Origin of the sequence: Mesorhizobium sp. M0208, from assembly GCF_040322015.1 — a bacterium.
Lineage (GTDB): Bacteria > Pseudomonadota > Alphaproteobacteria > Rhizobiales > Rhizobiaceae > Mesorhizobium.
In genome coordinates this window covers 1-18217 of sequence record NZ_JAMYSP010000030.1, presented here as the reverse complement: position 1 = coordinate 18217, position 18217 = coordinate 1, and the positions used below count along the sequence as shown (strand labels likewise).

Sequence of the window (18217 nt, the reverse complement as noted above, 5' to 3'; positions counted from 1 at the left end):
TAGAGTCCGAGCCTTGATTGAAGGACGGACTGATGAAGAGAAAGCGGTTTACGGAAGAGCAGATCATCGCGGTTCTGCGCGAGCATGAGGCGGGTGCGAAGGCGGGCGATCTGGCCCGCAAGCACGGGGTCTCGGAGGCGACGCTGTATAACTGGAAGGCCAAGTATGGCGGGATGGACGTCTCTGACGCCAAGCGGCTGAAGGCCTTGGAAGACGAGAACGCCAAGCTGAAGAAGCTGCTCGCCGACCAGATGCTCGAAGCCTCGGCACTGCGCGAGCTTCTGTCAAAAAAATGGTAGGGCCCGCCGCCAAGCGCGAAGCCGTCGCGCATCTGCAGGCCGTCATGGGCCTATCGGAGCGTCGGGCCTGTTCCTTTGTCGACGCCGATCGTAGGATGATCCGCTACCAGTCTCGCCGAGCGCCAGAGACGGAGCTGCGTGGTCGGCTGCGTGACCTCGCCAACGAGCGCCGACGCTTTGGCTATCGACGGCTGTTCATTCTGCTCAGGCGCCAGGGCGAGACATCGGGGATCAACCGTATCTATCGTCTTTACCGCGAGGAAGGACTGACGGTACGCAAGCGTCGGGCGCGACGACGAGCCGTCGGCACGCGGGCGCCGATCCTAGTCGAGGCAAAGCCGAATGCGCGCTGGTCGCTGGATTTCGTGCATGACCAGTTCGCCTGCGGCCGGCGCTTCCGCGTGCTCAACATCGTCGACGACGTGACGCGCGAATGTTTGGCCGCGATCCCGGACACCTCAATCTCCGGCCGTCGGGTTGCCCGTGAACTGACGGAACTGATCGCTCACCGCGGCAAGCCGCGCATGATCGTCTCCGACCATGGCACCGAGTTCACCTCGAACGCCATCCTCGCATGGTCGAAGGATCACGGGATCGAATGGCACTACATCGCGCCAGGCAAGCCGATGCAGAACGGCTTCTGCGAAAGCTTCAACGGGCGGATGCGGGACGAGTTGCTGAACGAAACCCTGTTCTTCGGCCTCGACCATGCCCGAACAACCATCGCCGAATGGGCAGACGACTACAACCGATCGCGCCCACATTCGGCGCTCGGATACATCACGCGTGCGGCCTATGCCGCCAATCTCACCGCAACGGACGATCGGCTGCGCAACCCCGACCAGCTCCGCCGATCACCCGTTGCTCAACCCGCGCCATACGGCGTAAAACCCGCCGAGGCTCTAACTGCAGCCGGATGAAAATTCAGTGGCAGGTCAAAATGCACGACCCAGCGGTGGACAGTGAAATGGTCGACGTGAATGCCGCGCTCGGCCATCATCTCTTCCAGATCGCGCAGGCTGCGATTGTAGGCAAGATACCAGCGAACGCACAGTAGGATCACGGATCGATCGAAAATGGCGGCCTTTGAACATGACAAAACCCAGAAAAAAGAGCAAGCGTCATGCAGCAAATGACCTTTCCGAAAACTTTGCGACAGAACCCGCCGACGCCGCTCTCATCGAAGCGGATGAGGCTCAGCGGCCTCCCACGGAGTCCGACAATTTGCGTCGGTTTTGGCGATTTGACGACATAGGCTTGTTGGCCGGGCTTGTCACGTTGTCTGAAATTGGCCGGCCGAGGGCTGCTGCTGCAGAATTCATGCGGGCGTTCCAGTCACGGCCTTCGATTCGGCGATGGCTTGCAGGCGATGAACATGTATGGCGAGAGCAGAACGTTTGGGGCGGGGCGGGACGAAGAGGTTGCGGAGGGCTGACAAGGTCGAGACGAAGCGTTGCAGGCCTCCCAGCGATCGGACCCCCTGCATCATCCGCTCCCGTTTTCGCGGCGGCACATGGGAATTCTCCGCTCTGTTGTTCAACCCCTTGTGCGACCGGTGCTCGACGTCCGGCATCACCTGTCGCTTTGCCGCTCCATACGAGCGCAGCTTGTCGGTGATCATGCGCTTCGGCGCGAGCCCCTGCTTCTTCAACAGCCGCGTTAGCAAGCGCTTAGCGGCTTTGGTGTTGCGGCGGTTTTGCACGATTTCGTCCAGCACATATCCATCCTGGTCGACGGCGCGCCACAACCAAAGCTTTTTGCCGGCGATGGTGACGACCACTTCGTTCAGGTACCAGACATCATTCCGGCACGGCGGCTTGCGGCGCAAGCAGCGAGCGTAGTCCGGCCCGAACTTGATGCCCCACCGGCGAATTGTCTCATACGAAACCACGATGCCGCGTTCCAGCAGCATTTCCTCAACCAGGCGCAGGCTCAGCGGAAACCGGAAATAAAGCCAGACCGCGTGGGCAATAATAGGCGGCGGAAATCGGGGGGGCGTGTAGCTGACGGCGGGCGTATTCATGCCCCCCGGCGTCTATGTCGCAAATCTTGACGATTGGTTTGTGTGACAAGCCCGCCGCAGGTCTCAACGCGTTCATATGCAGACAATGTGAAATCGCCCTATTCCGCCTTTTTTTACCGCCCCTTAAGTCCCTCGCTCGCATGCTTGTCGATGCCATTGAACTCATAGCCATCGGCCAAAGATTTTGGAAAATATGTTTCCTCTCGCAGCAGAAACCGTGAGAGTCGCTGTAGGCCTAACGTTAAGGGGCTGGGAGAGAGCGGTTTGATTGGACGAAATGTGTACCGGAGTACCGAGTCATGAAGCCACGAGGTAATCTGGTCCGACTGAAGCAATTTCAGGTGAATGAGAAGCGGCGACAGTTGCAGCAGCTAGACATGATGATTGCCGATTTCGAACGCATGGCGCGAGAACTGGACTTCCAGATAAACGCCGAGGAAACGAAGGCCGGCATCTCCGATATCAATCATTTCGCTTATCCGACGTTCGCCAAGGCCGCCCGCCTACGTCGTGACAACCTCAAGAATTCGCAATCGGACCTTCTGCGGCAGAGAACCACAGCCGAGCCATGCCTCGCCGAGGCTGAAGCAGAGCTCTCCAAGGCGCAAATGCTAGAATCGCGCAGCGGCAGAGGCCACGACCTCGAACCCGGCAACCGAAGCGCCATGATCGGCTGAGCCGGACGGCTTCAGCGCGCCTCAATTCGCGACACCCGACTGGCCGTTGGCGCGTGTGTCGCCGCAGCGTGACAGCCGTCCCGGCCAGCTATCGCTGCATCAAGCCGCTGAAACTTTACAGTGCCGGGCGCGCTGCTACCTCAATTTCTTTACCGCTCAATCAATGTGACAGCACCGATTCTTTCTCAACCGCGGCATGCCCTAAATCGTCACCTGCGTCCCGATCTCGACGACGCGTCCGGTCGGGATCTGGAAATATTCCGTCGCATCTGCCGCCGTGCGCGCCAGCCCGATGAACAGCTTGTCCTGCCAGGCCGGCATGCCGGAATTGGGCGAGGCTTTGAGCGAGCGCCGCGACAGGAAGAACGACGTTGTCATGATGTCGAACTTCCAGCCCTGCTTGCGGCAGATGGCCAGCGCGCGCGGGATGTTGGGCTGCTCCATATAGCCGAAGGTCAGCGTCACGCGCATGAACAGCTCGTTGACGGTCTCCATCTTGACGCGCTCGCTGTCGGGCACGACAGGCTGCGGCGCCGTCACCACCGAAAGGATGACGTTCTGTTCGTGCAGCACCTTGTAGTGCTTGAGGCTGTGCATCAGCGCGGTCGGCGCGCTCAGCGGATCGCTGGTCAGGAACACCGCGGTGCCCGACACCAGATGCGGCTTCTTCTTCAGCAGATTGCCGGCAAGGAAATCCAGCGGAATCTCGTTCCGGCGCGTCTTGTCGAACAAATAGCGGGTGCCGCGGATCCAGGTCCACATCGCCAGCACAATGGTGAAGGCCACCGCCAGCGAAGCCCAGCCACCTTCGAACACTTTGACGATGTTCGAGGCAAAGAAGCCGATGTCGATGAACGCGAATACCACTGTCAGGGAGATGGCCAGCCAGAGCTGCCATTTCCAGATGCGGCTCATGATCACGTAGAGCAGCACCGTCGTCACCAGCATGTTGCCGGTCACCGAAATGCCGTAGGCTGAGGCAAGCTTGCTGGATTCGCCAAAGCCGACCACCAGCAGCATCACCACCAGCGCCAGCAGCATGTTGACGCGCGGCATGTAGATCTGGCCGGACTGTCTTTCCGACGTATGCAGGATTTCCAGGCGCGGCAGCATGTTGAGCTGCACCGCCTGCCTGGTCAGCGAAAAAGCGCCGGAGATCACCGCCTGGCTGGCGATGACGGTCGCAGCGGTGGCGAGAACGACCATCGGAATAAGCGTCCAGCCTTCGTTCATCTCGAAGAAGGGATGACCGACCACTCCGTTTTTCGCCAGCACGAATGCGCCCTGCCCGGCATAGTTCAGCAGCAGGCAAGGGAACACGATGGCCAGCCAGGCGAGCACGATGGGCTTACGGCCGAAGTGGCCGAGATCGGCATAAAGCGCCTCGGCGCCGGTGACGGCGAGGAAGATGGCGCCGATCGTCACGAAGGCGACGTCGGGTGAATTGATCAGGAACGCGACGATGTAGTGCGGGCTGACTGCCAGCAGGATTTCCGGATCGGCGATGATGTGGTTGAGACCGGAAAGGCCGATGGCCAGGAACCAGACTGCCGTGATCGGGCCGAAGATCAGGGCGACGCCGCCGGTTCCAAACCGCTGTGCCGAAAACAGAATCGCCAGGATGACCAGCGTCAGCGGCACCACATAGGGCTGGAAGGTCGGCGTGACGACGTTCATGCCTTCGACCGCCGACAGCACCGAGATCGCCGGCGTGATGACTGCGTCACCAAAAAAAAGCGAGGCACCGACGATGCCGATGCCGAGGATCACCGCCGAGCGGGTCGGGAAACTGTTGCGCGCCAGCGCCATCAGCGACAGCACACCGCCCTCGCCGCGATTGTCGGCCCTGAGCACGAACATGATATATTTGATGGTGACGATGATCGTCAGCGACCAGATGATCAGCGACAACACGCCGAGGATGTCGCCACGGTTGGCGACTTCGCCCCCCGACGATGCCACCAATGCCTCGCGGAAAGCATAGATCGGGCTGGTGCCAATATCGCCGTAAACCACGCCGAGCGCGCCCAGCATCAGCACCTTGGTGCTGTGCTGCTCGACCTCAGAATGGCTCGATTGTTCGACAGGTTCTGCCTCGTTACCAGCACTGGTAAGGGCCATGGACGACACTCCGATAAGCGCGCGGTGCTCTACGCTTGCTGCACTGCAATATCAAGTGCCGCGACGTAATGGCTCCGTATGCGGACCGCATTTGTTGCCCCGGCGGATTGTCTCATACCAAACCACGATCCCGCTCCAGCGCCATTTCCTCGACCAGACACAGGCTCAAGGGGAACCTGAAGGAGAGCCAGACCGCATGGGCGATGATCTGCGGCAGGAAACGATGGCGCGTGACGCTCAACCTGCCCGACCTCAGCTGGAGTTTGCGACGGAACCGGGAAATATGCCGGACCAAGCTGACTGGTGACACACGAACGCATTATTGTCTTCCGGTCTGGCGGCAACCGTATCAGCAGGACGGCAAAGCTGACCGGCTGCTGCAGCGAAGCGCAGGTGAAGCGCGTCTGGGCTCGACATCAGAAGGAAAGCGGGAAGCAGGAAATGTTGTCGCAAAAGTTGAGTTCTGCGAGGTGCAAAAGTCAGTTGCAAATCGTCGCGACAGAGGCTCGGCAGCTCCCCGAAGTAGCCATTTCAGATTGCTTGCAGGTGCGGATAAAGTCCTTTATGCATCGGCACATGATCAAGTCCGCGCTCATCGCTGCAATCTATTATGCGACGCTTCCATAAGGAGCGGCGCGTTTCGATCATGCCTTGAAACAAGCCGCCGTCAGGCGGCTTTGTTCATGAGAGGACCCCCTGGCGGCAATACCAGGAGGATTCCCTATATGGCACTTCCCGATTTAGCAACCGATCATTCCGAACCATGTTCGGCGGCTTTGAAGACGCTCATTGAGCGCGGCTATGTAAATCAAGGGACCGACCTGCCGGGTGTCGATGCCGCCTTTGAAGCAGGCATCGTACCCGCTTACGCTGGTTTCGATGCGACGGCTGACAGTCTTCATGTCGGTCATCTTCTTCTGATCATGGCGCTTCGTCATCTTCAGCAGACTGGCCATAAACCCATCGTTCTCATTGGGGGTGGGACCACTCGCATCGGCGATCCCAGCTTCCGTTCGGAGGCGCGGCCGATGCTGACGGACGAGCGGATCGCCGCCAACATTGAAGGGATCAGAAAGGTCTTTGACCGTCTCCTTGTCTTCGGAGACGGCCCGACGGATGCCGTGATGGTGAACAATGCCGACTGGCTGGACAGCATTCGTTGGATCGACATGCTGAGAGACGTCGGCAGGCATTTCTCCGTCAATCGGATGCTCTCTTTCGACAGTGTGAAGTCGCGGCTGGAAAAGCAGGAGAACCTGAGCTTCTTAGAATTCAACTACATGATCCTCCAAGCGTTCGACTTCCTTGAGCTATCCCGCCGGACCGGTTGCCGTCTGCAGATGGGTGGAGCCGACCAGTGGGGGAACATCATCAATGGCATCGACTTGATACGGCGGACGGATGGAAAGGAAGTCTTCGGAGTGACTACGCCGCTTCTGACGACTCCTTCAGGTGTCAAGATGGGTAAGACGGCTGCCGGAGCTGTGTGGCTCAACGAAGATCGCCTTTCGCCATACGATTACTGGCAATTCTGGCGTAACACGGAAGACGCTGATGTCGTTCGGTTCCTGAAGCTTTTCACCGATCTGCCGATGGACGAGATCGAGCGATTTGGACAGGCTGAAGGAACCGAGCTAAACGCCGTCAAAGAACGTCTCGCCAACGAAGCTACGGCCCTGGCACATGGAACTAACGCCGCCAAACAGGCGGAGGCCACGGCTAGCCAAGCATTTGGGCAGGGCGAAGCCGCAGAGGGGCTACCGACGCTTCATCTAAATGACGCCGAGGGCTTGGCCGGAGTAGCCCTTGTGGATTTGCTGGTACGCGCCGGATTGACCTCCTCCAAAGGGGAAGCGCGAAGGGCGATCTCGGGACGAGGTGTGCGGATCAACGGCAACGTCGTCGAGGTTGATACAATGATATCGTCCCAAGACCTCCCGATCCGGCTTTCGCTCGGCCGGAAGCGCCACACTGTTGTAAAGTAGGGTTTCAGCAAGATGCTGTCGCAGAAATTCTGCCCGCTTAGCGGATATTGCAGACATTCGCGTCGAGTTCCCTGAGAAATGTCGAGAGACATTCCTCAGGGGGTAGTTAAGGCCGGGCAAAGGCAGCAAACTGGCCGGGTGGGTGATTGGCTACTATATTGCGTGATGCATTAACATGTAGGAGGTCGAGCAGCATTGTCACGCTTCCATGCGGCAATGGGCGGGCCGTTTCCTTTGATGTGATCGGCATTGACGGCGACCGCACACAAGGTGTCCACCTATTTTGGTGACGCCTCATGCATCAGAGCACTCAACAGTAAAAGGTGCGGGGAAATTCGCGCTTACTAATTAACTGCCAAGCGACACACGTTTCGCGCGCGGATCTGCAGATCATCTTGCGGCGCGCGGCATTGATGCTCAGAAACGTCGCCGGCGTGCCGCTGGAACCGGCCACCGAGGACGCTCTCAACTCCATTGCTGCCGAAATGGAAATCGGCCGGGCGGACCTCATTCAGATCGTGCTGCGGGAATGGTTGGAAACGAACGCCTATCTGCCCGTGCGCGAAATCGATGAGGAGAATGAAACGGACGGGAGCGCGTAAATGCAAACTTCCGCGATCACGCTATGCACGGCGAAGCTGCGACTCATCTATCGCTAAGGCGCGGCGGACCTGATGGCCTGTCGTATTCGTCGATGGCCATGGTTCGAGCGATAGGAACGCGGAACGCCTCCGTGGCGCCCCGAATGTCGTCATCATATACGGCTTGTACGCGCCCCCAACTGCCGCAGCTTTCATCGGCTGCGCACTTCGCCATCCGGACTTGAGACAGTGCCGGCTCTGCTTCGGTGCAACGTCCGCGATGGCGGCTCGATTCCTGGGCCAAGACTCCATTTTCGGGCGGCAATTCCAGCACCGACCTTGACCGAGTCATGCCGCATATCTGTTGGATGTCGCATCGTCGTAGCCCCGCTAAGCCGACCAGGCCTCCCGACCGCCGGATCGATAATGATGATCGCCTCTGGAGAATTGTTCTTGCTGTCGAGCGCGATGGTCTCCACCGTCTTGCCGTGCTCTATTTCCGCTCAGTCATGAGCAACGCCAGCCAGCCTGTCGACACTTTCGACGAGGTCCCGTGCCTTATCTGCATCGTGTGAAGGCTTTGTGGGTTCGCTCGGGCCGCGCCATCCCCAGCCTATCTTCCTTCACGCCCAACAGCGAAGCATCCAATGCTAATTCGTGAAGCGTCGAGAAAACAAAATTTGACTGGCAATCAAGTTTCTGTGGCGCGACCTTTCGTGGATGCGACAGCCAAACAGCCTGACTTCCCCACTGGGAATGCTTGCTGCCTCGACCTCTCTCCGGCCGGCCGAACGCCCTTTGCGGTGCCGGCCGACACGTTCCGTGCCGGTGCCGGAGCCGAGGAGAGCCCGAGGCCTTCACCATCATCAATCCGCTATATGGGCCATGCGCTCAACAACGCGCTGCAGGACACAGGACGTGCCGTCCCACAGGGATTATTGAATCCCGTTAGGATTTAAACGCCATATCCAATCGCAGCCATCCGCTGAACGCAGCTATCGCCGTCGACGCGAACATCGAACAGAACCGACCCTGCGGTTTTTTCCGCAGCGTCAGCCACACGATCGCAGAACGGTCGATTGAGGTAACAGGCACAGCAATAATCGTGTTGGGGAACAACGGAGAACTTAGATGCGCGTCGGTAAACGGGGACACCGCCCTTTTGGTGGCGGAATTGGCTGCGTGGAATGCGTCTCCGCTGAGTGAGTGCGCATTTCGCAAAAACGGGACAGTCGTTCCGCTAAATCGCGGACATATACTCGCCACTGAATTCGCAATCTGCCGGTTCGACTGGCAGGAAGAATGTGACTCGCGAAATCGTACAAGAATAATTCCGAGACTCCTCATTTGGTCGCCATGAGATCGCGCTCCAGTTCCGCAATGCGCACGCACTTGCCGAGCGTCGTCCTGACGCAACGCCTTGATCCATCCTCGCCCGCGCATAAGTCTTCCTGCCAACACCCAACCGAAAAGCCATGCGGATTCCTAATTTCCGGCAAGCCGAAACGCTTGTGGAAAAGAAGCGCGGCGCTCGGGAGGACGAATGAAGCGATATTACAAGGTCGTTCGTCCTATTGGCCATCTTGGGCTGTGATGTTATGGGCAATCTGTTCGAGGAGCGCTCCAACGGCTTGGGCATGCCGCGGACAAGCGAAGTAGCGCCCGCCAAGAGCGCAGTTGCGATGTAGGCATCGGGAGGGCGATTGGTGCGTGGATAGTCAGCCCTGGCCTATTGTCGATTGTGCCAGCCGGCGCGCATTTTGCAGCCATGGTGGCGCAGCATGTTGAATTGGCGTTGTTTGAGCAGTCACTCGGCAATATCGAAGGCCTGCATCGGCCGTTCTGTGATCGTGTGGCTGACGCTGCGGAGAAAACCGCAGGATCGGTTCTTTTCGATGTTCGTGTCGACGGCGATATTTGCGTTCAGCGGATGGCCGCGATTGGATATGGCGTCACCGGCACAGCAATAATCGTGATGGACAAGTACGGACAACTTAGATGCGCATCGGTAAACGGGGACACCGCCCTTTTGGTGGCAGAATTGGCTGCCTGGGATGCGTCTCCGCTGCGTGAGCAAGCGAGGGTTGACCACCGCGGAACGGCCATCATCCTGCTAGCCAAACTTCGGAGCTCTGGTCACTTCGCCCGGTTCTAGCCGGCTGAGCGCCGCTTCCTACCTTGCGGGCTAAGCAGATGGCGCGGCGGCGATGAGGCACCAGCGCGCGAATCCCCGCCAGCAGCAGCCGCTCCGCAGTGAGACCCAGCTTCGTTCCCGTCCTCAAACTGCTCACGTTGAACGCCGGCGCGACTGGCTCCGGGCGGAGATCGATCCGAACTACCTTGGGGTCGCCTTCGGCCTTGCGACCGGGCTTGCTGCTCGCAGAAGCAGCGTCAGTCTTCGGTGCGCGAGTAGTCGGGCTTCAAGACGGTCAAGCGCTATCGGCGTCTGCCACCGAAGACGTCCGGCGTCGTGCGTGTACGGCGGAGGCTGAAATCTCAGGGATGGAAGGACCCAGCAGCCAATGCAGGCGGTGTCCCATCAGATTCCATAGGACATGAATTGTCATCGACGTGCTTTCATGATTGCTGGGGTCTATGTCACGTCGTCGCTTGCTACCCGAAAAGAATTTCCCGGGCTACGCATACCTGCCTGGCAAACATCCGCATCCGGTTCGCGACCCGCTGGGTCACAGTTACCAAAGCGACCCGGGGACCGTTGTTGCCGTCGAGGAATCACTCAGCTCAAACGCGTTCCGATGGGGTATCGACCTTTTCAATCACGGCTATTACTGGGAAGCCCATGAGGCTTGGGAGCCTCTTTGGCACGCTGCGAAACAAAGCACTCAGCATCGCCTTTTCTTCAAGGGACTGATCCTGTTGGCGGCGGCCGGGGTGAAGATCCGCGAGGGAAAGCGGGTCGCTGCCGCGCGCCATGCGGCGAGAGCTGCAGCGCTTTTTCGTCGGCTGGCGCCTCTGCCGAGCCGGCCCTTTGAGGCCGCACTCGGAATGACACCTGCCGCGCTCGCGGTACACGCCGAAACGGCCACAACTTTCCCGGCTGTTTTGCGAGAGCCGATGCCTGGCCAGCCTGAGCCCGTTTTCTATTTCATTCTCGCCCCTAAATCCGAGGGCGTCTGATAGGCAAGTGCACTGCCGGCCCGTCATGGACAGTTCGACACGGGCAGCTTCAATCCTGGTGCGGTTGACCTACGGCACAGCCCGGCGCTGGCGGAGCACCCATGGCAGGCGCCGCTTCCATCGTTCACCTCTCGGCAAAGCAACATTTTTCTCCCACCGCTTTTTCTGGCGGGTCCGTCTGTCTTCAGTCGGTGGGTTCGATGCCTTCGGAACCGGCGCTTTCTCAACCGTCGGCTGCTTAGGAAGCGATCCGTCGGGAATGGTCACGTCCTTGGCATCGGGGACCCCTTGACCAACGGCGGCCATGGGCCGAGAACGGATATCTTTACAAGGAAGAATCGGCACTTCAGCGATCTCACCTTCAGTCTTCGCTTCCGCGATATCGTTCGCGATGGCGGCCAGGTCGATGCTGCCCCAGATTGACTGTGGCCGCTTCATGAGCCCACGCTTCTGTTTGATCTCGACGACAAAAGGTCGCTGCTGCTTCATAGTGCTCTCGGCGGATTTGGGGGAGTGCGAATGTCGTCTAGGCCGATCGCACGCTTTCGTCCACCCGCCCCCATGCATTTTCCAACCCATTTTCGAAGACGTTGCTATCGGCCAAGCCACGACTAAAGCGGCTCACCGCCGGAGCCTAGGCCCAGGCTCCCGATCTGATGTCTTGCCGTCAGCATGACCGCCATAATGACCATATCGCCTACGCAGTCGCCTTTAGTAGGCCCATCGCGAAGCCGCAGAATATTCAAAATGCAATGAGGATGGCCGCCACCTTTTCCATGCTCGCATGTTCCCGAGTAAATCGACCCGTCCAACGCATTTTTTGAATCGGTCACCTGCGACTGATTATGCTGCTGATGGTCCGCATGCCGGATGTCATGGGTGGCCGGGCACAGATTGCACTCGCAAGCGCTCGGCAATCCCAAAGCTGCACTTGGTGCACATCGCATCGGCTTCCCTCCACCGATCAACCCTTAGAGTGGGTTGAGAAGTCGCAACAGGTGGCGCTGACGAGGCTTGTTCCGCAGCCCTCGTTGTCGTTGATCCAGACGCTGGGTGGCGCATGAGGAATCGCGCAGCGATCACCCATAGGTCAGCTTTGCTGCGCTCGATTTTGTCGATGATCAGATCGGCCCCCTTCTTCGCGAGAGTGGGCGCTCTAATCAGCCTCGAACAAGCCTGATCCTGGTCAATCTCACGCGCGCCTGCCAGATTGTAGAGCCTCTTGCGGGTGTTTTCTACAACAACCACCAGGGTCATCAGATCAAGCAGGAAGTCGTCGATCGCTTGGGCGGTTGTTCCTGACTCACCTTTGAACTGATCCAGCAAAACGCTCGCATGATCGATCGCATCCGCACTGGCCGGAGTGATTAATGCTTCGACTCCTCTTGACGATGGCGATCGTACGAGGTGCCGGCCCCCGACTCCTCATTGCAAGGTTCACCACGTGGTGCGTTAAGTTTCGTCTGCCTTTGCGACTGCCGCTTGGTCGCGGCCAGTCCACTGGCTCCACGATGCGCCTACCACGGCGTGTCGCTCCGGGCCTTGCGGTCTTTCGCATTTGCTGCGTTATACTATGAACCGGCCCGGCATGATCGCCGAACCAGAACGTTTGCAAACTTTACAAGGAATACGCGTATGGCGACTGGAACCGTGAAGTGGTTCAACAGCACCAAGGGATTTGGATTTATCCAGCCCGACAATGGCGGTCCGGATGTTTTCGTCCACATTTCCGCTGTCGAACGCGCGGGCCTCTCGACCCTCGCTGACGGCCAGAAGATCAACTATGAGATCGAGCAGGATCGCCGCACCGGCAAATCCTCCGCTGGCAGCCTCAGCAAAGCTGGTTGATTTTTCTCCTGCCCCCGGCAAGAGCCGGAAGGACGCGGCAAGTCCGGATGTACTGACGGCCGCTAGACAAGAGCGGGCGAGAATAGGGTTCGGCGCAGCACATTGCTGGCGGAGGCGCTTCTTGTGAAACAAGGATGTTTGCAGTTGAAGGCGGGCTGTCCCCGCCTTCTCGTATTCTGCGCAGATGCCGACGGTAGCTGCGCGCTCCAGCACGAACCTCGATTGCCGAAATTCTAAGCTGCGACCTTCTTGCGGGTCCGCTTCGCCGGTGCCGGCTCCGGCGTTTCCGGCTCTTTCGGTTTGCGGCCGAGCCCCATCGTCTTGGCCAAAGTCGAGCGTGCGGCAGAGTAATTCGGCGCGACCATGGGATAATCTGCCGACAGGCCCCATTTGGCGCGATATTCATCTGGCGTCAGGCCATGGTGGGTCGACAGATGGCGCTTTAGCGATTTGAACTTCTTGCCGTCTTCAAGGGAGATGATGTAGTCCGGTGTCACCGACTTCCTGATTGGGACAGCAGGCGTAAGCGCAACCGGCTTTTGTGCGGTGACGCCTGCAGCCGTGCCTTTCAGCGCCGCGTGCACTTGGCCGATCAGGGCAGGGAGATCCCCCACCGGGACCGGATTGTTGGAGACATAGGCTGAGACGACATCGGCCGTGAGCTCGATGAGGGTGTCAATGTTTTTTGCGGCTTCTTCTGTCATGAAATTCTCCGGGCAGCCTGAAACACAGTCGGCGAAGCGTCGCTTCATAGTGGCGGTCCCCGCTGAAAGCAAATACAGCCCGGCAGGACTATCGCGATGCTCGTCGGCGCCGAGGACCATAGCGCTGCATCCGCCGTCGTGCGCGTGTTGATCTGCGCGCTGTCGGCCGGGCAAAACGAAGCGCCAAAGATGTTTTGCGCCCTCCATGAAGCCCCAAGGTCGTCCTTCCGCAGCTCACGAAGCCCTTACGGATGCGGTAGCTAGGCTTCGGTTCTTGACTTTCGATTTGACCTGCGCCCCGGCCAGCGCGCCCTCGGCAGGCGCTACGAACTCGAATACGGTGGTTGAACCGATGCTGAGCATCACGGTAATTCAAGCACAAGCTTTGCCTGTTAATCCTGTGGTCACAAACGACCTTGATGGCCAACAATGCGAAACCCGATGTGCGCGCCGCACGGTCTTGAGCTTTTTGCAATTCATCCCTCACCTGGGTCGAACCGCTCAGAAGATGCGCATATCGCCTCGAGCGGGCGCTTGCGGGTCATGATCGCGATGGTGTCTTAGCTACGATGTTTCCCATCCTTGGTTAGGCTGTCGAAAAGAACAATCGCTCTTCGATCACTTACTTCCGGAGCCCGATGTCATGATGAAATATCCAGACGTTAAACCAGGTCTTACAGAAGAAGTGCCCTGGTCTGACAGCCTGACCAGCTACGACCGTCAGCACTTCACGACCTACCTGAGGCTCCTGGATGCAGGTGCCGACGAGGCAAGCTATGAGGAGATGGCGCAGGTCATCCTCGGCATCGATCCGGTGCAAGAGCCGGAGCGGGCTCGGAAAACTGTGCGAAGCCATCTCGATCGGGCGAACTGGATGGTGACGACCGGTTACAAGGAATTGTTCGCCGGATGAGGGCGAACAGGCGGCGACACGCTCCGCCTGTTCAGATGTGGTTACGGCGTCCGCGAAAAGAGCGGTCTCACGGTCGGGGCTGCGGGAATTAGGTTCAAATTGAAAGACCTCAGTTCTTTGCTCCATCATGACGATCGACCAGATGGCCGGCGACCGGTGCGAGCACCAGACCCGCCACGCTGGACGACAGCAACACGAGGCCAACCAAACCCGAACCGCCAACATGAAAAGCCAACCATGCAGGCAGGACAATTCCGACGCCAACGATAACGAAAGAAGCCGATGAAAAAGCTATAAACAGCGGGTCTTTCGAATCGTCAAGCGAGACACTTTCCCGGCTAGCTTTCCGATGAAGATAGCGGTGAAGGAGAAGTCTTTCCGCAATGGGAAGCACAACGCGCAGTGGTCGATGACGTTGCGTGAATATGCCAAGCCGCTGCACAAGAGGCCGATCGCCGAGATCGCGCGCGACGACGTGGTCGAGACGCTGAAGCCGATCTGGGAGAAGATACCAGAGACTGCTGACCGCCTCCGCATGTGCATTGCAGCAGTAATGGGTTACGCGAAGGCGAGGCGGCTTTCAACCCTGCCGACTGGCGGAGAGGCCTGAAGGATATGCTTCCGGCTCGACAGAAGCTCACGCGCGGGGCAGCGACGTCTCTTTCTCGTACACTATTGATTTTGATGGCGGAAGCCGGGGGGTTCCCGAAGCCCGTTTCGCTATCCGAACGACGTAGTGCATATATGCGTGCCGAGGTCGAAGAGTGGATTGATAAGCGTATCGCCGCGAGCGCGGCAGCATGAGCCACAATGCCGAAACTGTTGCGAAATGTTTATGCTTTGGAAGGCTACCGAGAAGGCGTTCCTGCAGCATCTTCTGATCCGCTTGATAGAGGATGTTCCGGACTTCAATAGGGAAAAGTTCGCAACCGGCTTGCACCTACTGCAAGAGGAGTGGCCCATCGACCGAACAGACAAAGATCGAGAAGCGCAGGGCTTAGTCAGCATCCGCTTCCTTGGCGAATTGATTGAAATGACAGCAATGCGCATAATCTGAAGGTGTCCAAGCGACCCGATGGCGGCTTCGCCGTTTTCGCGCCGAACGCTCATGGTGGGCGCGTCGTCACGTTTTCTCGTTCTCTTGTTGCCGAAATTGCCAGCGCCGCTGTTGCCGCGCTCATGGAGCCGACGCCGAATGACCGCACCCACACTGAAGCAAAAACGTTCCTCGACCTTATCAACAATGGCGACGCAGAGAGGCTGGCCAGTTTTCACTACGGCAATATGGCCAGGACAGGCGGATCGATCATGGTTGCGCCGGAAGACGTGGCCTGGGACCACTACACGTTCAAGCGCGAACTGTTACACCCGCGACCCGACAACGAACCTGCAGATATCAGTGAGGCCCTCCGCTGGTGCGTTGTGGTCGACAACATTCCAGAATGTGACGCCGACACGGCCGGGATTATTTACATCGATAGAGAGACGCCCTTGATGAGAAAGTTCTCAGGGCGGCTATCAGCAATGTCGTCAAACCAGGTCATCTTGAAGCGGGACTTAGGAGGATTGTCGTTGTAAGTCTCGGCCGATTTGGAACACCGCATGAGCGCGCCAAGACCAAGTAAACATTTTAGCATGATCGTCCTCCTTTCAATGGAGAAACCAATGCGGCGGGCAGATAGTTCCACAGGTCCGGAACAATGCTCACTAGCGCTCGTTGCCTCTGATCGATGGGCGAGGAGCGCGGAGATATGGCCGTGAAGAAAAAGAGCGACGATAGCCGCGTTAAGAAGGGCGCAGAACTTGAGGTAGAGCACCTTACCGAAGTCACGGACCTATCGGCCAAACAGGCGCGCACATTATTGCGGAAGCACGGCGCTGACTGGCAGAAGCTCAAGGACGAAGCCGAAGATTTAAAGGATGACGACTGACTACCCGTCCCGCGCATTGCGGAAACGGACTACCCGGCCTGGCCGGTTTCTCGAATTGGGATGACCACCCATGACAAAGACCACCCGCAAGGAAATACTAGAAGCAACAGACGCCTTCGTGAAGGCCAACCCGGCGGAGAAGCGCACCGCTGTACGGCTTCGTTTTCGTGGCGGTCGGCCAGCTTGGAATTGGCTGAAAAAGCACGACGGGAAGGGCCGCCGCATTGTGGCTCATCGTTCGAGAGCGCCTTCCGCAGGCCGCCAACGACAACCTGCCCACTGCATGTCGACCGGAGCCGAAAGGACGGCAGGCCAAGAGGGAAGAATCCAGATCCACGTTCGTTGGATCCCTGCATAGCGCTGCCGTCTGCCCAACCGCGGCTCGGCGATGCCGAACCGGAACCGGCACGAGCAGGCAACTGGGATGCGGTGTCGCCAGGTGTCTCTATAAAATCGCAGGAGTGGATACATCCCGACGCAGTATTCACGTCGGCAACTTGCTTCAGCTTCCATCCTCCAGAGATCGCACCTGGCGCATTCTTTCTGGGTGCAATAGGCGGACTAGGCCAGCTTAAGTTGGGCAGGAGTCGTGGAGACGTACGGCTGGCTGGAACTGCCGATCCGATCACCCCACCGGCCAATATCGATACTGTCATCGAGGTCATCTTAGCAGGCGGCAACGTTGCTGAGGTCGGCAAGGCTTTCGGCGCTAAAGGCGGATATGCAGACCGTCGCGGAGGCGCTGAGCTATTGGCGGCTGGCAAGTGGGCGAAGTTGGCGGTGGCGAATGACAACCCGAGAATCAGGGCCGCTTAGGGACGTGTGCCAAATCGTGGCCCCAAAAACCTAAAGGGGCAACAGCAACGAATGGGGCGCTTCGGCGTCCCACCCGCTTTGGGCCCTACGCCTCGTCATCGTCAGGCGCAACCCGTCAATCTGGCACCAGAGGCGGGAATTATTGCGCGCGTTCCGGCCAGGCTGCGTGCGCTCACCGTCCAGCCTTCAGGGCTGCGACGGTGTTTTTTTTAAACCATCGCAATCACGAATTTCCGTAAGCGCCACGCCGCTCCCCTCGTGCGGGGCATGAGGTGAATGTGCGAAGAATCCCCCCCGATCGCGAGAGACGGAGGGCCTACGTGGGAGCAGACGGCAAAATGGACGTCGATTTGGACGCCCCAACAGCTGGCTACGCAGGCCGGCTCGAGGTTCTGGAAGGTCCAACGGGACGGCGGGTTCGCTCGGAGGCTGAGAGAGCCCGGATTGCGGCCGAGAGCCTGATGCCGGGGGTGCAGGTGGCGGCGGTCGCACGCAAGCATGGCGCGACCCGCTGGCAGGTCTACGATTGGCGGCGTCGCCTTCGTCAGGGACAACTGGCACTGCCGGAAAGCATGGCGCCGATGTTCGCGCAGTTGATGGTGGACGAAACATCGGTGCCTCAGCGGAGGATGAGGCCATCGAAATCGACGCCGGCGAAGGTGGAGATCGTGATCGACGACATGGTGATCCGAACGGCGGTTGACCTCGAACAGCTGTCGCAGGTGATCCGAGCGGTTCGGGCCTCGCGATGATTGCACCGGGCAACGATCTGAAGATCTACGTGGCGACCCGGCCGGTTGACTTCCGGCGCGGCATGGACGGATTGGCATTGGCTGTGCAGGAGATGCTAGGCCTCGACCCGTTCTGTGGGGCAGCCTTCGTGTTCCGGGCCAAAAGGGCTGACAGGATCAAGATTTTGGTGTGGGATCGCACCGGCCTTGTGCTGGTGCACAAGCGGCTCGAGGGCTCGAAGTTCGTCTGGCCGCAGGTTCGCGACGGCGTGATGCGCATGTCGCCGGCGATGTTCGCGGCCTTGTTCGAAGGGCTGGATTGGAGACTGGTTCGCCCCGAGCGGGCACGGCGTCCGCAGCTGGCCGGATGAGTGTGGCACAGTGACTCAGGTGCCTTGTCTCCAATGGCGTTATCGGAGATCATGTGGTTGATTTAGTGCATGAATCTGA

Annotated in this window: 20 protein-coding genes and 2 pseudogenes; 15 read left to right on the top strand and 7 right to left on the bottom strand. The window is 58.9% G+C overall.

Annotated elements, in window-relative coordinates:
- The first annotated feature begins 32 nt into the window (after positions 1 to 32).
- Positions 33 to 1219 (top strand): IS3 family transposase gene (locus NKJ17_RS24745; RefSeq protein ID WP_352690413.1). Its coding sequence is split into 2 segments (ribosomal slippage): positions 33 to 285 and positions 285 to 1219, totalling 1188 coding nucleotides; the frame shifts between segments, so codons are not numbered across the junction.
- Between the two features lie 23 nt (positions 1220 to 1242).
- On the opposite strand, the pseudogene NKJ17_RS24740 reads toward NKJ17_RS24745, so the two are convergent.
- Positions 1243 to 1393, bottom strand: a pseudogene (locus NKJ17_RS24740) (IS6 family transposase); the annotation flags it as partial.
- 224 nt (positions 1394 to 1617) lie between these two features.
- Positions 1618 to 2322: an IS6 family transposase gene (locus tag NKJ17_RS24735; RefSeq protein WP_352690411.1), complete on the bottom strand. Its 705-nt coding sequence runs from the start codon at positions 2320 to 2322 to the stop codon at positions 1618 to 1620.
- Positions 2323 to 2621: 299 nt separating this feature from the next.
- On the opposite strand from NKJ17_RS24735, the gene NKJ17_RS24730 reads away from it, so the two are divergent.
- Positions 2622 to 2999: a flagellar export protein FliJ gene (locus NKJ17_RS24730; protein ID WP_352451800.1), complete on the top strand. Its 378-nt coding sequence runs from the start codon at positions 2622 to 2624 to the stop codon at positions 2997 to 2999.
- 201 nt (positions 3000 to 3200) lie between these two features.
- Here NKJ17_RS24730 and NKJ17_RS24725 read toward each other — a convergent pair whose 3' ends face one another.
- Together NKJ17_RS24725 and NKJ17_RS24720 are read right to left on the bottom strand one after the other, a co-directional pair.
- The gene (locus tag NKJ17_RS24725; RefSeq protein ID WP_352690409.1) at positions 3201 to 5120 is read right to left on the bottom strand and encodes a potassium transporter Kup; all 1920 of its coding nucleotides are present in this window, start codon (positions 5118 to 5120) and stop codon (positions 3201 to 3203) included.
- An 84-nt stretch (positions 5121 to 5204) separates the two neighbouring features.
- A pseudogene (locus NKJ17_RS24720) lies at positions 5205 to 5376 on the bottom strand (IS6 family transposase); the annotation flags it as partial.
- Between the two features lie 469 nt (positions 5377 to 5845).
- Here NKJ17_RS24720 and tyrS point away from each other — a divergent pair.
- The 4 genes from tyrS (at position 5846) to NKJ17_RS24700 (ending at position 10824) form a co-directional block, all read left to right on the top strand.
- Entirely contained in the window at positions 5846 to 7105 is a 1260-nt protein-coding gene (gene tyrS, locus NKJ17_RS24715) for a tyrosine--tRNA ligase (protein ID WP_352690406.1), read from the top strand.
- 323 nt (positions 7106 to 7428) lie between these two features.
- On the top strand, positions 7429 to 7707 hold the full coding sequence (locus NKJ17_RS24710) for a hypothetical protein (protein ID WP_352690403.1): 279 nt from the start codon (positions 7429 to 7431) through the stop codon (positions 7705 to 7707).
- A gap of 1747 nt (positions 7708 to 9454) precedes the next feature.
- On the top strand, positions 9455 to 9841 hold the full coding sequence (locus NKJ17_RS24705; protein ID WP_352451796.1) for a hypothetical protein: 387 nt from the start codon (positions 9455 to 9457) through the stop codon (positions 9839 to 9841).
- 440 nt (positions 9842 to 10281) lie between these two features.
- Positions 10282 to 10824, top strand: coding sequence for a DUF309 domain-containing protein (locus NKJ17_RS24700; RefSeq protein WP_352451795.1), 543 nt, complete (start codon positions 10282 to 10284; stop codon positions 10822 to 10824).
- Positions 10825 to 10893: 69 nt separating this feature from the next.
- Here NKJ17_RS24700 and NKJ17_RS24695 read toward each other — a convergent pair whose 3' ends face one another.
- Together NKJ17_RS24695 and NKJ17_RS24690 are read right to left on the bottom strand one after the other, a co-directional pair.
- Positions 10894 to 11313: a hypothetical protein gene (locus NKJ17_RS24695; RefSeq protein WP_352690401.1), complete on the bottom strand. Its 420-nt coding sequence runs from the start codon at positions 11311 to 11313 to the stop codon at positions 10894 to 10896.
- Positions 11314 to 11697: 384 nt separating this feature from the next.
- Positions 11698 to 12150 carry a hypothetical protein gene (locus tag NKJ17_RS24690; RefSeq protein WP_352451793.1) on the bottom strand — a complete coding sequence of 151 codons (453 nt, stop codon included), beginning with the start codon at positions 12148 to 12150 and terminating at the stop codon, positions 11698 to 11700.
- 309 nt (positions 12151 to 12459) lie between these two features.
- Here NKJ17_RS24690 and NKJ17_RS24685 point away from each other — a divergent pair, with 309 nt between their 5' ends.
- Complete coding sequence (locus NKJ17_RS24685) at positions 12460 to 12672, top strand: cold-shock protein (RefSeq protein ID WP_352690398.1); 213 nt, start codon at positions 12460 to 12462, stop codon at positions 12670 to 12672.
- A gap of 233 nt (positions 12673 to 12905) precedes the next feature.
- Here NKJ17_RS24685 and NKJ17_RS24680 read toward each other — a convergent pair whose 3' ends face one another.
- Positions 12906 to 13376 (bottom strand): Ros/MucR family transcriptional regulator, encoded by a 471-nt coding sequence (locus NKJ17_RS24680; protein ID WP_352690395.1) that lies wholly within the window; start codon positions 13374 to 13376, stop codon positions 12906 to 12908.
- A gap of 646 nt (positions 13377 to 14022) precedes the next feature.
- Between NKJ17_RS24680 and NKJ17_RS24675 the strand changes: the two genes are divergently transcribed.
- The 8 genes from NKJ17_RS24675 to tnpB all read left to right on the top strand — a co-directional run bounded on the left by NKJ17_RS24675 (position 14023) and on the right by tnpB (position 18138).
- Positions 14023 to 14289 carry a DNA -binding domain-containing protein gene (locus tag NKJ17_RS24675; RefSeq protein WP_352690504.1) on the top strand — a complete coding sequence of 89 codons (267 nt, stop codon included), beginning with the start codon at positions 14023 to 14025 and terminating at the stop codon, positions 14287 to 14289.
- Between the two features lie 349 nt (positions 14290 to 14638).
- A complete protein-coding gene (locus NKJ17_RS24670) occupies positions 14639 to 14899 on the top strand; it encodes a phage integrase central domain-containing protein (RefSeq protein WP_352451791.1) in 261 nt (86 codons plus the stop codon).
- Between the two features lie 5 nt (positions 14900 to 14904).
- Positions 14905 to 15093: a helix-turn-helix transcriptional regulator gene (locus NKJ17_RS24665; RefSeq protein WP_352451790.1), complete on the top strand. Its 189-nt coding sequence runs from the start codon at positions 14905 to 14907 to the stop codon at positions 15091 to 15093.
- Positions 15094 to 15124: 31 nt separating this feature from the next.
- Positions 15125 to 15346 (top strand): hypothetical protein, encoded by a 222-nt coding sequence (locus NKJ17_RS24660; RefSeq protein ID WP_352690392.1) that lies wholly within the window; start codon positions 15125 to 15127, stop codon positions 15344 to 15346.
- Positions 15347 to 15348: 2 nt separating this feature from the next.
- Entirely contained in the window at positions 15349 to 15867 is a 519-nt protein-coding gene (locus NKJ17_RS24655) for a hypothetical protein (protein WP_352690389.1), read from the top strand.
- 173 nt (positions 15868 to 16040) lie between these two features.
- Positions 16041 to 16220: a hypothetical protein gene (locus NKJ17_RS24650; protein ID WP_031195317.1), complete on the top strand. Its 180-nt coding sequence runs from the start codon at positions 16041 to 16043 to the stop codon at positions 16218 to 16220.
- Between the two features lie 1277 nt (positions 16221 to 17497).
- Positions 17498 to 17788, top strand: a complete 291-nt coding sequence (locus tag NKJ17_RS24645) for a transposase (protein ID WP_352690386.1) — start codon at positions 17498 to 17500, stop codon at positions 17786 to 17788.
- Positions 17785 to 18138, top strand: coding sequence for an IS66 family insertion sequence element accessory protein TnpB (gene tnpB, locus NKJ17_RS24640; protein ID WP_352480788.1), 354 nt, complete (start codon positions 17785 to 17787; stop codon positions 18136 to 18138). Before NKJ17_RS24645 ends, tnpB begins: the two co-directional genes overlap by 4 nt.
- Positions 18139 to 18217 lie beyond the last annotated feature (79 nt).

Coding starts and splice junctions, on each gene's coding strand:
- NKJ17_RS24735 (WP_352690411.1), bottom strand. CDS start 2,322: ATGAATACGCCCGCCGTCAGCTACACGCCCCCCCGATTTCCGCCGCCT.
- NKJ17_RS24730 (WP_352451800.1), top strand. CDS start 2,622: ATGAAGCCACGAGGTAATCTGGTCCGACTGAAGCAATTTCAGGTGAAT.
- NKJ17_RS24725 (WP_352690409.1), bottom strand. CDS start 5,120: ATGGCCCTTACCAGTGCTGGTAACGAGGCAGAACCTGTCGAACAATCG.
- tyrS (WP_352690406.1), top strand. CDS start 5,846: ATGGCACTTCCCGATTTAGCAACCGATCATTCCGAACCATGTTCGGCG.
- NKJ17_RS24705 (WP_352451796.1), top strand. CDS start 9,455: ATGGTGGCGCAGCATGTTGAATTGGCGTTGTTTGAGCAGTCACTCGGC.
- NKJ17_RS24700 (WP_352451795.1), top strand. CDS start 10,282: ATGTCACGTCGTCGCTTGCTACCCGAAAAGAATTTCCCGGGCTACGCA.
- NKJ17_RS24695 (WP_352690401.1), bottom strand. CDS start 11,313: ATGAAGCAGCAGCGACCTTTTGTCGTCGAGATCAAACAGAAGCGTGGG.
- NKJ17_RS24685 (WP_352690398.1), top strand. CDS start 12,460: ATGGCGACTGGAACCGTGAAGTGGTTCAACAGCACCAAGGGATTTGGA.
- NKJ17_RS24680 (WP_352690395.1), bottom strand. CDS start 13,376: ATGACAGAAGAAGCCGCAAAAAACATTGACACCCTCATCGAGCTCACG.
- NKJ17_RS24675 (WP_352690504.1), top strand. CDS start 14,023: ATGAAATATCCAGACGTTAAACCAGGTCTTACAGAAGAAGTGCCCTGG.
- NKJ17_RS24670 (WP_352451791.1), top strand. CDS start 14,639: ATGAAGATAGCGGTGAAGGAGAAGTCTTTCCGCAATGGGAAGCACAAC.
- NKJ17_RS24665 (WP_352451790.1), top strand. CDS start 14,905: ATGCTTCCGGCTCGACAGAAGCTCACGCGCGGGGCAGCGACGTCTCTT.
- NKJ17_RS24660 (WP_352690392.1), top strand. CDS start 15,125: ATGCTTTGGAAGGCTACCGAGAAGGCGTTCCTGCAGCATCTTCTGATC.
- NKJ17_RS24650 (WP_031195317.1), top strand. CDS start 16,041: ATGGCCGTGAAGAAAAAGAGCGACGATAGCCGCGTTAAGAAGGGCGCA.
- NKJ17_RS24645 (WP_352690386.1), top strand. CDS start 17,498: ATGCCGGGGGTGCAGGTGGCGGCGGTCGCACGCAAGCATGGCGCGACC.
- tnpB (WP_352480788.1), top strand. CDS start 17,785: ATGATTGCACCGGGCAACGATCTGAAGATCTACGTGGCGACCCGGCCG.